This window comes from Pseudomonas sp. LBUM920, assembly GCF_003852315.1.
GTDB lineage: Bacteria > Pseudomonadota > Gammaproteobacteria > Pseudomonadales > Pseudomonadaceae > Aquipseudomonas.
Window position 1 is genome coordinate 5842791 of record NZ_CP027762.1, and the last position, 15968, is coordinate 5858758.

Genomic DNA, 15968 nt, shown 5'->3' on the forward strand with positions numbered 1-15968 from the left:
TCTATTTACTTGCGACGACGGACGATCATTTTGTCGGTACGCTTATTACCACGAGTCTTCGCGCCCTTAGTCGGGAAGCCCCATGGCGATACCGGATGACGACCACCAGAGGTACGACCTTCACCACCACCGTGTGGGTGGTCAACCGGGTTCATGGCAACACCACGAACGGTTGGGCGAACGCCACGCCAGCGTTTGGCACCAGCTTTACCCAGCGAACGCAGGCTGTGCTCGGAGTTCGAGACTTCACCCAGGGTCGCGCGGCATTCAGCCAGCACTTTACGCATCTCACCAGAACGCAGACGCAGGGTCACGTAGACACCTTCACGAGCGATCAGCTGAGCCGAAGCACCAGCGGAACGAGCGATTTGCGCGCCTTTACCTGGCTTCAATTCGATGCCGTGTACGGTGCTACCAACTGGAATGTTGCGCAGTTGCAGAGCGTTGCCCGGCTTGATCGGTGCCAGAGCACCTGCGATCAGCTGGTCGCCAGCGCTCACGCCTTTAGGGGCGATGATGTAGCGACGCTCGCCATCTGCGTACAGCAGCAGAGCGATGTGAGCAGTACGGTTTGGATCGTATTCGATACGCTCGACAGTGGCAGCGATGCCATCTTTGTCGTTGCGACGGAAGTCGACCAGACGATAATGCTGCTTATGGCCACCACCGATGTGACGAGTGGTAATACGACCATTGTTGTTACGACCACCAGTCTTCGATTTCTTCTCGAGCAGCGGTGCGTGAGGAGCGCCTTTATGCAGCTCCTGGTTGACCACCTTGACCACAAAACGGCGGCCAGGGGAAGTCGGTTTGCATTTAACGATTGCCATGATGCACCCCTTCCTTACTCAGCACTGCTGCTGAAATCGAGATCTTGGCCTGGCTGAAGGGAGATAACTGCCTTCTTCCAGTCATTACGCTTGCCCAGACCGCGAGCAGTGCGCTTGCTCTTACCCAGAACATTCAGGGTAGTAACACGCTCAACTTTCACGCTGAACAGGCTTTCGACGGCCTTCTTGATTTCCAGCTTGGTTGCGTCAGTTGCAACCTTGAAAACGAACTGGCCTTTCTTGTCAGCCAGAACCGTAGCCTTTTCGGAAACGTGCGGGCCAAGCAGAACTTTAAATACGCGTTCCTGGTTCATCCCAGCAGCTCCTCGAATTTCTTCACGGCCGACACGGTGATCAACACCTTGTCGTATGCGATCAGACTAACTGGATCGGAACCTTGCACGTCACGTACATCAACGTGTGGCAGGTTACGAGCAGCCAGGTACAGGTTCTGATCAACAGCTTCGGACACGATCAAAACGTCGGTCAGGCTCATGTTGTTCAGTTTGCCCAGCAGATCTTTGGTTTTTGGACTTTCAACAGCGAAGTCCTGAACCACGACCAGACGATCAGTACGCACGAGTTCAGCAAGGATGGAGCGCAGTGCTGCGCGATACATCTTCTTGTTGAGCTTCTGAGTGTGATCCTGAGGACGAGCTGCGAAAGTGGTACCGCCGCCACGCCAGATTGGGCTACGGATAGTACCGGCACGAGCACGGCCAGTACCTTTCTGACGCCAAGGGCGCTTACCGCCACCACGTACGTCGGAACGGGTCTTTTGCTGCTTGCTACCTTGACGGCCGCCGGCCATGTAGGCCACGACTGCTTGGTGAACCAGCGTCTCGTTGAATTCGCCGCCAAATGTCAGTTCGGAAACTTCGATCGCTTGAGCGTCATTTACATTTAATTGCATGTCAGCTTCCCCTTAACCGCGAGCCTTGGCCGCTGGACGTACAACCAGGTTGCCGCCAGTAGCGCCAGGAACAGCACCCTTGACCAACAACAGATTGCGTTCAGCGTCGACGCGCACTACTTCGAGGGACTGCACGGTCACGCGCTCAGCGCCCATATGACCGGACATTTTTTTGCCCTTGAATACACGACCAGGAGTCTGGCACTGGCCAATAGAGCCCGGGACGCGGTGGGAAACGGAGTTACCGTGAGTGTTGTCTTGACCACGGAAATTCCAACGCTTGATCGTACCCTGGAAGCCTTTACCTTTGGACTGACCGGTTACATCAACCAGTTGACCAGCGGCGAAGATTTCAGCGTTGATCAGATCGCCAGCCTGGTAGTCGCCGTCTTCGAGACGGAACTCCATAACAGTGCGACCAGCTGCAACGTTTGCTTTAGCGAAGTGACCTGCTTGAGCAGCAGTCACGCGCGAAGCACGACGCTCGCCGACAGTGACTTGCACTGCACGATAGCCATCGGTTTCTTCAGTTTTGAACTGGGTGACGCGATTCGGTTCGATCTCAATGACCGTGACCGGAATGGAGACACCTTCTTCGGTGAAAATACGGGTCATACCGCATTTACGACCGACTACACCAATAGTCATGTTGTAAACCTCATGAGTGTACGGGGCTTTCACCCGCTATGGCCGCCCATTTCAGAGCGTTACACGACTAAGACCCAAGTCTTAGCCGAGGCTGATCTGTACTTCCACACCGGCCGCCAGATCGAGCTTCATAAGTGCATCAACGGTTTTATCCGTTGGTTGGACGATGTCCAGTACGCGCTTATGAGTACGGATCTCGTACTGGTCACGCGCGTCTTTGTTGACGTGCGGGGAGACCAGAACGGTGAACCGCTCTTTACGGGTAGGCAGTGGAATTGGACCACGCACTTGAGCACCAGTACGTTTCGCGGTTTCCACGATTTCCTGGGTGGATTGGTCGATCAGGCGATGGTCAAAAGCCTTCAACCTGATACGGATTTGCTGATTTTGCATTGGATTTCAGACTCCGGCTGCTATTCCCAGCGAGCGCAATACGCCCGTTAAAAGGAGGCGCAATTCTATAGACGGCCCAGATAGGTGTCAACCCAATAAAAAAGGCCCCCGCTGAGCGGGGGCCTCTTCAAAACATCAAGGCTATCTCGGAAGAGATAATTACTCGATGATTTTAGCTACAACGCCAGCACCAACGGTACGGCCGCCTTCACGGATAGCGAAGCGCAGACCGTCTTCCATTGCGATGGTTTTGATCAGGGTAACAACCATTTTGATGTTGTCGCCTGGCATAACCATTTCAACGCCTTCCGGCAGTTCGCAGTTACCAGTCACGTCAGTAGTACGGAAGTAGAACTGTGGACGGTAGCCTTTGAAGAACGGAGTGTGACGACCGCCTTCTTCTTTGCTCAGCACGTACACTTCAGCTTCGAACTTGGTGTGCGGCTTAACCGAACCTGGCTTAACCAGAACCTGGCCACGCTCAACGTCGTCACGCTTGGTACCACGCAGCAGAACGCCGCAGTTCTCGCCAGCACGACCTTCGTCGAGCAGCTTACGGAACATTTCAACACCGGTGCAGGTGGTGACGGTAGTGTCACGCAGACCAACGATTTCCAGTGGATCTTGAACCTTAACGATACCGCGCTCGATACGACCAGTTACAACAGTACCGCGACCGGAGATCGAGAATACGTCTTCGATTGGCATCAGGAACGGCTTGTCGATAACACGAACTGGATCTGGGATGTAGCTGTCCAGAGTTTCAACCAGTTTACGAACGGACGTGGTGCCCATTTCGTTATCGTCTTTGCCTTCCAGAGCCATACGAGCAGAACCGATGATGATCGGAGTGTCGTCGCCTGGGAAGTCGTAAGTGCTCAGCAGATCGCGCACTTCCATCTCAACCAGTTCCAGCAGCTCAGCGTCGTCTACCAGGTCAGCCTTGTTCAGGTAAACCACGATGTACGGAACGCCTACCTGACGGGACAGCAGGATGTGCTCACGGGTTTGTGGCATCGGACCATCAGCGGCCGAGCAAACCAGGATTGCGCCGTCCATCTGGGCAGCACCGGTGATCATGTTCTTCACATAGTCAGCGTGACCTGGGCAGTCAACGTGAGCGTAGTGACGGATCAGCGAGTTGTATTCAACGTGCGCGGTGTTGATGGTGATACCACGAGCTTTCTCTTCTGGTGCGCTGTCGATTTTATCGAAATCAACGATTGCGGAACCGAATACTTCGGAGCAAACGCGAGTCAGAGCAGCAGTCAGAGTGGTTTTACCGTGGTCAACGTGACCGATGGTGCCAACGTTGACGTGCGGTAGGGAACGATCAAATTTTTCTTTAGCCACGACAATTAACTCCTTGCCTAAAGGACTGAATCAGCCTTGTTTTTTGGATACAGTTTCAGCGATGTGCGCCGGAGCTGTGTTGTATTTTTTGAATTCCATAGAGTAGCTTGCGCGACCCTGAGACATGGAGCGAACGTCGGTCGCATAACCGAACATCTCACCCAACGGAACCTCGGCGCGAATCACTTTGCCGGAAACCGTGTCTTCCATACCCAAGATCATGCCGCGACGACGGTTAAGGTCGCCCATGACATCACCCATATAGTCTTCAGGTGTAACAACTTCTACCGCCATGATTGGCTCAAGCAACTCACCACCGCCCTTCTGGGCCAGTTGCTTGGTTGCCATGGAAGCAGCCACCTTAAACGCCATCTCGTTGGAGTCGACGTCGTGGTAAGAACCGTCAAAAACGGTTGCTTTCAGGCCGATCAGCGGATAGCCGGCAACAACACCGTTCTTCATCTGCTCTTCGATACCCTTCTGGATAGCCGGGATGTATTCCTTAGGAACAACACCACCAACTACTTCGTTCACGAATTGCAGACCTTCCTGACCTTCGTCAGCAGGAGCAAAACGGATCCAGCAGTGACCGAACTGACCACGACCGCCGGACTGACGAACGAACTTGCCTTCGATTTCACAGTTCTTCGTGATGCGCTCACGATAGGAAACCTGAGGCTTACCGATGTTGGCTTCGACGTTGAACTCACGGCGCATCCGGTCAACCAGGATGTCCAGGTGCAGCTCGCCCATGCCGGAGATGATCGTTTGACCAGTCTCTTCATCAGTCTTGACGCGGAAAGATGGATCTTCCTGAGCAAGTTTGCCCAGAGCGATACCCATTTTTTCCTGGTCATCCTTGGTCTTAGGCTCTACGGCAACCGAAATAACCGGCTCCGGGAAGTCCATGCGAACCAGGATGATTGGCTTAGCAGCGTCGCACAAAGTCTCACCTGTGGTGACGTCCTTCATGCCGATCAGGGCCGCGATGTCACCAGCGCGCACTTCCTTGATCTCTTCACGGGCGTTTGCGTGCATTTGCACCATACGGCCCACGCGCTCTTTCTTACCTTTAACCGAGTTGATCACGCCGTCGCCGGATGCCAACACGCCCGAATAAACGCGGACGAAGGTCAAGGTACCCACGAATGGGTCGGTAGCGATCTTGAACGCCAGGGCCGAGAACGGCTCGCTGTCGTCTGCATGACGCTCCATTTCTTCTTCCTCGTTATCAGGGTTGGTACCCTTGATAGCAGGAATGTCGGTTGGAGCAGGCAGGTAGTCGATCACAGCATCGAGAACCAGGGGAACACCCTTGTTCTTGAACGAGGAACCGCAAACAGCCAGGACGATTTCACCAGCGATAGTACGCTGACGCAGAGCGGCCTTGATTTCCGCGTTGGTGAGTTCTTCACCTTCGAGGTACTTGTTCATCAGCTCTTCGCTGGCTTCGGCAGCAGCCTCAACCATGTTGTTGCGCCACTCGTCAGCCAGTTCCTGCAGTTCTGCAGGGATAGGCTTACGAACAGGAACCATACCTTTGTCGGAATCATTCCAGTAAACAGCTTCCATGTTGATCAGGTCGATCTGACCTTGGAAGTTGTCTTCGGAACCGATAGCCAATTGGATTGGCACCGGAGTATGACCCAGACGCTGCTTGATCTGACCGATCACGCGCAGGAAGTTAGCGCCAGCACGGTCCATCTTGTTTACGTAAACAAGACGTGGAACGCCGTATTTGTTGGCTTGACGCCATACGGTTTCCGACTGAGGCTCAACACCCGAGGTACCGCAGAACACAACGACAGCGCCGTCGAGTACACGCAGGGAACGCTCAACTTCAATGGTGAAGTCTACGTGGCCCGGGGTATCGATTACGTTGAAGCGGTGCTCGTCTTTGTACTGCTTCTCGGAACCTTTCCAGAAGGCGGTAATAGCAGCAGAAGTAATGGTAATACCACGCTCCTGCTCCTGAACCATCCAGTCTGTGGTCGCGGCGCCGTCATGCACCTCGCCCATTTTGTGACTTTTGCCGGTGTAAAACAGTACGCGCTCGGTGGTGGTGGTTTTACCAGCATCCACGTGAGCAACGATACCGATGTTACGGTAGCGGCTAATCGGAGTAGTACGAGCCATAAAGCCCTCGCAAAATTAGTGAAGCTAAGATTAGAAGCGGTAGTGCGAGAAAGCTTTGTTAGCTTCAGCCATACGGTGCACGTCTTCACGCTTCTTAACAGCAGCACCTTTACCTTCAGCAGCGTCCAACAGTTCGCCAGCCAAACGCAGAGCCATAGACTTCTCGCCGCGCTTACGGGCGAAGTCTACCAACCAGCGCATTGCCAGAGCGTTACGACGGGACGGACGAACTTCGACCGGAACCTGGTAAGTAGCACCGCCTACACGGCGCGACTTCACTTCGACCAGCGGAGCGATGGCGTCGAGAGCTTTCTCGAAGATTTCCAGGGGGTCGCTGTTCTTGCGTTCTTTAACCTTTTCCAGCGCGCCATAAACGATACGCTCGGCAACGGCTTTCTTGCCGCTTTCCATCACGTGGTTCATGAACTTGGCCAGAATTTGGCTTCCGTATTTTGGATCGTCAAGCACTTCGCGCTTGGCTGCTACGCGTCTTCTTGGCATGGATAAGCCCTCAAACGGTCTTCAGGTTCGCTCGGAATCAGTGCCCTTTCGGGACGCATCCGACCTTACTCTTATCGACTCAGAAAATAAGATGATTCAGTTTTACAAAAAGCCGCTACTACTTAGGCTTCTTGGTACCGTACTTCGAACGACCCTGGTTACGACCTTTAACGCCGGAAGTATCCAAGGAGCCGCGTACGGTGTGGTAACGAACACCTGGCAAGTCTTTTACACGACCGCCGCGGATCAGTACCACGCTGTGCTCTTGCAGGTTGTGGCCTTCACCGCCGATGTACGAGGAAACCTCGAAACCGTTGGTCAGGCGCACACGGCATACTTTACGCAGTGCCGAGTTAGGTTTTTTCGGCGTAGTGGTATACACGCGAGTGCATACGCCACGACGTTGCGGGCAGTTCTGCAGCGCAGGTACGTCGGATTTCTCGACGATACGCTTACGCGGCTGACGTACCAGCTGGTTGATAGTTGCCATCTACTAGCTCCACTGTTGTCTTGCGACGCTATTGTCTTGCAAGAAAAGCAAAATGGCAGGAACGAATTCCCGCCAAATTTAGGGGTACAAGAGTCTAAAGAGGATCTTGCCCCCAGTCAAGGCAAGGCCCCGACCTCCCCTCTCATCGAACCGGGGCAAAATTGCCTCGATCCGACGAATGGGGCTGCCAGGGCCCAGACTTATTTACCGCAGAACTCAGTTACCGCTTGAGTTCAGCGCTTCGGTCAGTGCAGCTTCCACTTCACTGGCGCTTACGCGCAGCGGCTTGTCAGCATCACGGCGGCGCTTGCGCTCGCTGTGGTAAGCCAAACCGGTACCTGCCGGGATCAAACGACCCACGACCACGTTCTCTTTCAGGCCGCGCAGGTAATCGCGCTTGCCGGTTACCGCTGCTTCGGTCAGTACGCGAGTGGTCTCCTGGAAGGAGGCCGCCGAGATGAACGACTCAGTGGACAACGACGCCTTGGTGATACCCAGCAACACACGAGTGAACTTGGAGACAAATTTGTCTTCCGCGCCCAGACGTTCGTTTTCTACCAATACGTGAGTCAGTTCCATCTGGTCGCCCTTGATGAAACTGGAATCGCCGGATTCAGCGATTTCAACTTTACGCAGCATCTGACGCAGGATGGTCTCGATGTGCTTATCGTTGATCTTCACGCCTTGCAGACGGTAAACGTCCTGGATCTCGTTAACGATGTACTTGGCCAGCGCACTCACACCCAGCAAACGCAGGATGTCGTGTGGATCGCTCGGGCCGTCGGAGATAACTTCGCCGCGGTTTACCTGTTCGCCTTCGAAGACGTTCAGGTGACGCCACTTCGGAATCAGCTCTTCATACGGATCGCTACCGTCGTTCGGAGTAATAACCAGACGGCGCTTGCCCTTGGTCTCTTTACCGAACGCGATGGTGCCGCTGACTTCAGCCAGAATCGACGCTTCTTTCGGACGACGAGCTTCGAACAAGTCGGCAACACGCGGCAGACCACCGGTGATGTCGCGGGTCTTCGAAGTTTCTTGCGGGATACGCGCGATAACATCACCGATCGCGATCTTCGCACCATCCGCTACACCGACCAGGGCGTTGGCTGGCAGGAAGTACTGAGCGATTACGTCAGTGCCTGGCAGCAACAAGTCCTTGCCGTTGTCATCGACCATCTTCACGGCAGGACGGATGTCCTTACCGGCAGCTGGACGATCTTTCGCGTCGAGTACTTCAATGTTGGTCATACCGGTCAATTCGTCAGTCTGACGCTTGATCGTGATGCCTTCTTCCATGCCCACGTAGGTCACGGTACCTTTCATTTCGGTAACGATTGGGTGAGTGTGCGGATCCCACTTGGCCACGATTGCGCCAGCGTCGACCTTGTCACCTTCTTTAACCGAGATCACAGCACCGTACGGCAGCTTGTAACGCTCACGCTCACGACCGTAGTCATCAGCGATTGCCAGCTCACCGGAACGGGATACAGCAACCAGGTGGCCATCCACTCGCTCAACGTGTTTCAGGTTGTGCAGACGGACGGTACCGCCATTCTTCACCTGAACGCTGTCGGCTGCGGAGGTCCGGCTTGCCGCACCACCGATGTGGAACGTACGCATGGTCAGCTGTGTACCCGGCTCACCGATGGACTGGGCAGCGATAACGCCGACCGCTTCACCGATGTTCACCTGGTGACCACGAGCCAAGTCACGGCCGTAGCACTTGGCGCAAATGCCGTAGCGGGTTTCACAGCTGATCGGCGAGCGAACAATCACTTCGTCGATGCTGTTGAGTTCGATGAACTCGACCCACTTCTCGTCTACCAGAGTGCCGGCAGGAACGATAATTTCCTCGGTACCTGGCTTGAATACGTCACGGGCGATTACTCGACCCAGTACGCGCTCACCCAACGGTTCTACAACGTCGCCGCCTTCGATGTGCGGAGTCATCAGCAGACCGTGTTCGGTGCCGCAGTCAACTTCAGTCACAACCAAGTCTTGTGCAACGTCGACCAGACGACGCGTCAGGTAACCGGAGTTAGCGGTTTTCAACGCGGTATCCGCAAGACCCTTACGAGCACCGTGAGTGGAGATGAAGTACTGAAGTACGCTCAAACCTTCACGGAAGTTCGCAGTAATCGGCGTCTCGATGATGGAACCATCCGGCTTGGCCATCAGGCCACGCATACCGGCGAGCTGACGGATCTGCGCAGCAGAACCCCGTGCGCCCGAGTCGGCCATCATGTACATCGAGTTGAACGACTCTTGATCGACTTCTACACCATGACGGTCGATAACCTTCTCTTTCGAGAGGTTTGCCATCATCGCCTTCGACACTTCGTCGTTGGCCTTGGACCAAAGGTCGATCACTTTGTTGTACTTCTCGCCCTGAGTTACCAGGCCGGAGGCGTACTGGCTCTCGATTTCTTTCACTTCATCGGTAGCAGCACCGATGATCTGAGCTTTTTCATCCGGGATAACGAAGTCGTTAACACCGATGGAAACGCCGGAAATAGTCGAGTAAGCAAAACCGGTGTACATCAACTGGTCAGCGAAGATCACGGTCTCTTTCAAACCAACCACGCGGTAGCACTGGTTGATCAGCTTGGAGATCGCCTTTTTCTTCATTGGCAGGTTGACGACGTCGTACGACAGACCTTTTGGCACAACTTGATACAACAGCGCACGGCCGACAGTGGTGTCGACGATACGGGTGTTGGTCACGCTGCCGCCGTCACGGTCGTTGACGGTTTCGTTGATCCGCACCTTGACCTTGGCGTGCAGTGCGGCTTCGCCGGCACGGAACACACGGTCAACTTCTTGCAGGTCAGCGAACACACGACCTTCGCCTTTGGCGTTGATCGCTTCACGGGTCATGTAGTACAGACCCAATACAACGTCCTGCGACGGAACGATGATTGGCTCACCGTTGGCTGGCGACAGAATGTTGTTGGTCGACATCATCAACGCACGCGCTTCCAACTGAGCTTCCAGTGTCAGCGGTACGTGCACGGCCATTTGGTCGCCGTCGAAGTCGGCGTTGTACGCAGCACAGACCAGAGGGTGCAGCTGGATAGCCTTACCTTCGATCAGTACCGGTTCAAACGCCTGGATACCCAGACGGTGAAGGGTCGGTGCACGGTTGAGGAGAACCGGGTGTTCGCGGATCACTTCAGCGAGAACGTCCCAAACCTCTGGCAGTTCGCGCTCGACCATTTTCTTGGCCGCTTTGATGGTGGTCGCGAGACCGCGCATTTCCAGCTTGCCGAAGATGAATGGCTTGAACAGTTCAAGTGCCATCTTCTTAGGCAGACCGCACTGGTGCAGACGCAGGGTCGGGCCTACGGTAATTACCGAACGACCGGAGTAGTCAACACGCTTACCGAGCAAGTTCTGACGGAAACGACCTTGCTTACCCTTGATCATGTCAGCCAAGGATTTCAGAGGACGCTTGTTCGAACCGGTGATAGCGCGGCCACGACGACCGTTGTCGAGCAAGGCATCGACAGCTTCTTGCAACATACGCTTTTCGTTGCGCACGATGATGTCCGGAGCGGACAGATCGAGCAAACGCTTCAAGCGGTTGTTACGGTTGATCACACGGCGGTACAGGTCGTTGAGGTCGGAAGTCGCGAAGCGACCGCCATCCAACGGTACCAGCGGACGCAGGTCTGGCGGCAGAACCGGCAGAACGGTCAGCACCATCCATTCTGGCAAGTTGCCGGAACCCTGGAAGGCTTCCATCAACTTCAGACGCTTGGACAGTTTCTTGATTTTGGTTTCGGAGTTGGTTTGCGGAATTTCTTCACGCAGACGGCCAATCTCGTGTTCCAGGTCGATCGCGTGCAGCAGTTCACGGACAGCTTCAGCACCCATGCGGGCATCGAAATCGTCACCGAACTCTTCCAGCGCTTCGAAGTACTGCTCGTCGTTCAGCAGCTGACCTTTTTCAAGGGTGGTCATGCCTGGATCGATAACGACATAGCTCTCGAAATAGAGAACGCGTTCGATATCACGCAGGGTCATGTCCATCAGCAAGCCGATACGGGACGGCAGCGATTTCAGGAACCAGATGTGGGCAACCGGCGACGCCAGCTCGATGTGCGCCATGCGCTCACGACGAACTTTAGCCAGCGCAACTTCAACGCCGCACTTCTCGCAGATCACACCGCGGTGCTTCAAGCGCTTGTACTTACCGCACAGGCACTCGTAATCCTTTACCGGGCCAAAGATCTTGGCGCAGAACAGGCCGTCACGCTCAGGTTTGAACGTACGGTAGTTAATGGTTTCCGGCTTTTTAACTTCACCGAACGACCACGAACGGATCATCTCAGGCGATGCCAATCCAATACGGATGGCGTCGAACTCTTCGACTTGACCCTGGTTTTTCAGCAAATTCAGTAGGTCTTTCAAGGCCTTTCCTCCTGGCGGAGCAGAGAGCGGGCTAAACAGCCCCGCTCTCGATTCGCGTCACGTGTTATTCGGTTTCCAGATCGATATCGATGCCGAGGGAACGAATTTCTTTGATCAACACGTTGAAGGACTCGGGCATGCCCGGCTCCATACGGTGATCGCCGTCCACGATGTTTTTGTACATCTTGGTCCGACCGTTCACATCGTCCGACTTCACTGTGAGCATTTCTTGCAGAGTGTAAGCAGCACCGTATGCTTCCAGTGCCCAGACCTCCATCTCCCCGAAACGCTGACCACCGAACTGAGCCTTACCACCCAGCGGCTGCTGGGTAACCAGGCTGTACGAACCGGTAGAACGAGCGTGCATCTTGTCGTCTACCAAGTGGTTCAGCTTCAGCATGTACATGTAGCCAACAGTAACCGGGCGCTCAAACTTATTACCGGTACGGCCGTCGAACAGCTGCATCTGGCCGCTTTCCGGCAGGTCTGCCAGTTTCAGCATGGCCTTGATTTCGCTTTCCTTGGCACCGTCGAACACCGGGGTAGCCATTGGAACGCCGCCGCGCAGGTTCTTCGCCAGGTCCAGGATTTCCTGGTCGGAGAAGGTGTCCAGCTCTTCGTTGCGACCGCCGATCTCGTTGTAGATCTCGTGCAGGAACTTACGCAGGTCTGCGACCTTGCGCTGCTCTTCGATCATACGGTTGATCTTCTCGCCCAGACCTTTGGCCGCGAGGCCCAGGTGGGTTTCAAGGATCTGACCAACGTTCATACGCGAAGGTACGCCCAACGGGTTGAGGACGACGTCGACCGGGGTGCCATTGGCATCGTGCGGCATGTCTTCAACCGGCATGATCACGGAGACCACACCTTTGTTACCGTGACGACCGGCCATCTTGTCGCCCGGCTGGATGCGGCGACGGATTGCCAGGTAAACCTTGACGATTTTCAGCACGCCTGGAGCCAGGTCATCGCCCTGCTGCAGTTTGCGCTTCTTGTCTTCGAACTTGTCGTCCAGCAGACGGCGACGATCAACGATGTAGGCCTGAGCCTTCTCGAGCTGCTCGTTCAGAGCATCTTCAGCCATGCGCAGTTTGAACCACTGGCCGTGCTCAAGACCGTCGAGGATTTCGTCGGTGATGTCCTGACCTTTCTTCAGACCTGCGCCGCCTTCGGCCTTGTGGCCTACCAGAGCGGAACGCAGACGTTCGAAGGTCGCGCCTTCAACGATACGGAACTCTTCGTTCAGATCCTTGCGGATCTCGTCGAGTTGAGTCTTCTCGATGGACAGTGCACGAGCATCACGCTCGACGCCGTCACGGGTGAAGACCTGTACGTCGATGACAGTACCCTTGGTACCGGTAGGTACACGCAGGGAGGTGTCTTTAACGTCGCTGGCTTTTTCACCGAAGATGGCACGCAACAGCTTCTCTTCCGGCGTCAGTTGGGTCTCGCCTTTCGGAGTGACCTTACCGACCAGGATGTCGCCTGCGCCAACTTCAGCACCTACGTAAACGATACCGGCTTCGTCCAGTTTGTTCAGTGCAGCCTCACCCACGTTCGGGATGTCTGCAGTGATTTCCTCTGGCCCAAGCTTGGTGTCACGTGCCACACAGGTCAGTTCCTGAATGTGGATTGTGGTGAAACGGTCTTCTTGAACAACACGCTCGGACAGGCAGATGGAGTCTTCGAAGTTGAAGCCGTTCCATGCCATGAACGCGATGCGCATGTTCTGACCCAGAGCCAGTTCACCCATGTCGGTGGACGGGCCGTCGGCCATGATGTCGCTACGCTGAACGCGATCACCCTTGCTCACCAGCGGACGCTGGTTGATGCAGGTGTTCTGGTTCGAGCGGGTATATTTGGTCAGGTTGTAGATGTCGACACCGGCTTCGCCAGTTTCAACTTCGTCATCGGCAACACGAACCACGATACGGCTGGCATCAACAGAGTCAATCACGCCGCCACGACGAGCCACGACGCAAACGCCGGAGTCACGCGCTACGTTACGCTCCATGCCGGTACCTACCAGCGGCTTGTCAGCACGCAGAGTCGGTACAGCTTGACGCTGCATGTTGGAACCCATCAACGCACGGTTGGCGTCATCGTGTTCCAGGAACGGGATCAGCGACGCTGCAACAGAAACTACCTGCTTGGGCGAAACGTCCATCAAGGTGACGTCTTCCGGCGCCTTAACGGTGAACTCGTTCAAGTGACGAACAGCTACCAGCTCGTCGATCAGGACTTTCTTGTCGTTCATCGTGGCCGAAGCCTGAGCGATCACGTGATCAGCTTCTTCGATGGCGGACAGGAACACGATCTCGTCGGTAACCAGAGCGTCTTTCACTACGCGGTACGGGCTCTCGAGGAAACCGTACTGGTTAGTGCGCGCATAAGCGGCCAGGGAGTTGATCAGACCGATGTTCGGACCTTCCGGCGTTTCGATCGGGCAAACACGACCGTAGTGCGTCGGGTGAACGTCACGAACTTCAAAGCCTGCACGCTCACGCGTCAAACCGCCCGGGCCCAGTGCGGAAACACGGCGCTTGTGGGTGATCTCGGAGAGCGGGTTGTTCTGGTCCATGAACTGCGAGAGCTGGCTGGAACCGAAGAACTCTTTCACCGCCGCAGCCACTGGCTTGGCGTTGATCAGGTCTTGCGGCATCAGGCCTTCGCTTTCAGCCATCGACAGACGCTCTTTGACCGCACGCTCTACACGTACCAGGCCAACGCGGAACTGGTTCTCAGCCATTTCGCCTACGCAGCGAACACGACGGTTACCCAGGTGGTCGATGTCATCGACGATGCCTTTACCGTTACGGATGTCGACCAGAGTCTTCAGTACCGCGACGATGTCTTCCTTGCACAACACGCCCGAACCTTCGATCTCGGTACGACCGATACGACGGTTGAACTTCATCCGGCCGACCGCAGACAGGTCATAGCGCTCAGGGCTGAAGAACAGGTTGTTGAACAGGGTCTCGGCAGCGTCTTTGGTTGGTGGCTCACCAGGACGCATCATGCGATAGATCTCGACCAGCGCTTCCAATTGGTTGCTGGTGGAGTCGATCTTCAGTGTGTCGGAGATGAACGGACCGCAGTCGATGTCGTTGGTGTACAGCGTCTCGATGCGAACAACCTGGGCCTTGGCGATTTTTGCCAGGATCTCGGTGTTCAGCTCGGTGTTGCACTCAGCCAGGATTTCACCTGTCGCCGGGTGAACGATGACCTTGGCGGTGGTGCGACCCAGGACGTAGTCCAAAGGCACGTCCAGCGACTTGATACCGGCTTTTTCGATCTGGTTGATGTGGCGCGCAGTAATACGGCGGCCGGCTTCAACGATGACCTTGCCGTTTTCATCCTGGATATCCAGGACAGCAATTTCACCACGCAGACGCGAAGCAATCAGTTCCAGGCTGAGGGTTTCATCCTTCAGGCTGAACACGTTGGTGGTGTAGAAGGCATCCAGCACTTGCTCGGTGGTATAGCCGAGCGCGCGCAGCAGTACCGAGGCCGGCAGCTTGCGACGACGGTCGATACGCACGAACACGCAGTCTTTCGGGTCGAACTCGAAGTCCAACCACGAACCGCGGTACGGAATGATCCGCGCGGAGTACAGGAGCTTACCGGAGCTGTGCGTCTTGCCGCGGTCGTGGTCAAAGAACACGCCCGGGGAACGGTGCAGCTGGGAAACGATAACGCGCTCGGTACCGTTAATAACGAAGGTACCGTTTTCAGTCATCAATGGGATTTCGCCCATGTAGACTTCTTGCTCTTTGATGTCCTTGATCGCTTTGTTCGACGATTCTTTGTCGAAAATGATCAGACGGACTTTTACCCGCAAAGGTACGGCGTACGTAACACCGCGCAACACGCATTCTTTGACATCAAATGCCGGTTCGCCCAGGCGATAACCGACGTACTCCAGCGCAGCATTGCCGGAGTAGCTGATGATCGGGAAAACGGATTTGAAGGCCGCATGCAGGCCCACGTCGCGGAACTGATCTTTAGTCGCTCCCGCTTGCAAGAATTCACGATACGAATCCAGCTGGATAGCCAGAAGGTACGGGACATCCATGACGTCCGGCAACTTGCTAAAGTCCTTGCGGATACGTTTTTTCTCAGTATATGAGTAAGCCATCAGCGTTCCCCAGCTTGGTCACCTGCTTGTTTGGCCCCTCCCGACGGGAGCAGCCAGAAAATCTCGCAAACCCCATGGTTTGCACCACCGCATCGGGTGGCTACAGCGCGTTAGTGGCGGCGACCGAGTCGACAGCCAAGAACGGAAAAA

General features: G+C 55.3%; 11 protein-coding genes. All 11 read right to left on the reverse strand.

The genetic code is table 11. The features are described from left to right. Positions 1-5: 5 nt before the first annotated feature. Positions 6-830, reverse strand: a complete 825-nt coding sequence (gene rplB / locus C4J83_RS27170; protein ID WP_003210080.1) for a 50S ribosomal protein L2 — start codon at positions 828-830, stop codon at positions 6-8. 14 nt (positions 831-844) lie between these two features. Then, positions 845-1144, reverse strand: a complete 300-nt coding sequence (gene rplW / locus C4J83_RS27175) for a 50S ribosomal protein L23 (RefSeq protein WP_002555488.1) — start codon at positions 1142-1144, stop codon at positions 845-847. Beyond that, positions 1141-1743, reverse strand: coding sequence for a 50S ribosomal protein L4 (gene rplD, locus C4J83_RS27180; protein ID WP_017135963.1), 603 nt, complete (start codon positions 1741-1743; stop codon positions 1141-1143). The genes rplW and rplD overlap by 4 nt, the downstream gene beginning before the upstream one ends. A gap of 12 nt (positions 1744-1755) precedes the next feature. Then, complete coding sequence (rplC, locus tag C4J83_RS27185) at positions 1756-2391, reverse strand: 50S ribosomal protein L3 (protein ID WP_003194649.1); 636 nt, start codon at positions 2389-2391, stop codon at positions 1756-1758. Between the two features lie 81 nt (positions 2392-2472). Further along, a complete protein-coding gene (gene rpsJ / locus C4J83_RS27190; RefSeq protein ID WP_003186070.1) occupies positions 2473-2784 on the reverse strand; it encodes a 30S ribosomal protein S10 in 312 nt (103 codons plus the stop codon). A gap of 159 nt (positions 2785-2943) precedes the next feature. Further along, positions 2944-4137, reverse strand: coding sequence for an elongation factor Tu (tuf, locus tag C4J83_RS27195; RefSeq protein ID WP_003176426.1), 1194 nt, complete (start codon positions 4135-4137; stop codon positions 2944-2946). Between the two features lie 30 nt (positions 4138-4167). Beyond that, on the reverse strand, positions 4168-6273 hold the full coding sequence (gene fusA / locus C4J83_RS27200) for an elongation factor G (protein ID WP_106580215.1): 2106 nt from the start codon (positions 6271-6273) through the stop codon (positions 4168-4170). Positions 6274-6303: 30 nt separating this feature from the next. Beyond that, positions 6304-6774 (reverse strand): 30S ribosomal protein S7, encoded by a 471-nt coding sequence (gene rpsG / locus C4J83_RS27205; protein ID WP_002555493.1) that lies wholly within the window; start codon positions 6772-6774, stop codon positions 6304-6306. A gap of 118 nt (positions 6775-6892) precedes the next feature. Continuing rightward, positions 6893-7264, reverse strand: a complete 372-nt coding sequence (rpsL, locus tag C4J83_RS27210; RefSeq protein WP_002555494.1) for a 30S ribosomal protein S12 — start codon at positions 7262-7264, stop codon at positions 6893-6895. Positions 7265-7480: 216 nt separating this feature from the next. Further along, complete coding sequence (rpoC, locus tag C4J83_RS27215) at positions 7481-11680, reverse strand: DNA-directed RNA polymerase subunit beta' (RefSeq protein ID WP_015886137.1); 4200 nt, start codon at positions 11678-11680, stop codon at positions 7481-7483. A 64-nt stretch (positions 11681-11744) separates the two neighbouring features. After that, positions 11745-15818 (reverse strand): DNA-directed RNA polymerase subunit beta, encoded by a 4074-nt coding sequence (gene rpoB, locus C4J83_RS27220; RefSeq protein ID WP_053258275.1) that lies wholly within the window; start codon positions 15816-15818, stop codon positions 11745-11747. Between the last annotated feature and the right edge of the window lie 150 nt (positions 15819-15968).

Coding starts and splice junctions, on each gene's coding strand:
- rplB (WP_003210080.1), bottom strand. CDS start 830: ATGGCAATCGTTAAATGCAAACCGACTTCCCCTGGCCGCCGTTTTGTG.
- rplD (WP_017135963.1), bottom strand. CDS start 1,743: ATGCAATTAAATGTAAATGACGCTCAAGCGATCGAAGTTTCCGAACTG.
- rpsL (WP_002555494.1), bottom strand. CDS start 7,264: ATGGCAACTATCAACCAGCTGGTACGTCAGCCGCGTAAGCGTATCGTC.
- rplW (WP_002555488.1), bottom strand. CDS start 1,144: ATGAACCAGGAACGCGTATTTAAAGTTCTGCTTGGCCCGCACGTTTCC.
- rplC (WP_003194649.1), bottom strand. CDS start 2,391: ATGACTATTGGTGTAGTCGGTCGTAAATGCGGTATGACCCGTATTTTC.
- rpsG (WP_002555493.1), bottom strand. CDS start 6,774: ATGCCAAGAAGACGCGTAGCAGCCAAGCGCGAAGTGCTTGACGATCCA.
- fusA (WP_106580215.1), bottom strand. CDS start 6,273: ATGGCTCGTACTACTCCGATTAGCCGCTACCGTAACATCGGTATCGTT.
- rpoB (WP_053258275.1), bottom strand. CDS start 15,818: ATGGCTTACTCATATACTGAGAAAAAACGTATCCGCAAGGACTTTAGC.
- rpsJ (WP_003186070.1), bottom strand. CDS start 2,784: ATGCAAAATCAGCAAATCCGTATCAGGTTGAAGGCTTTTGACCATCGC.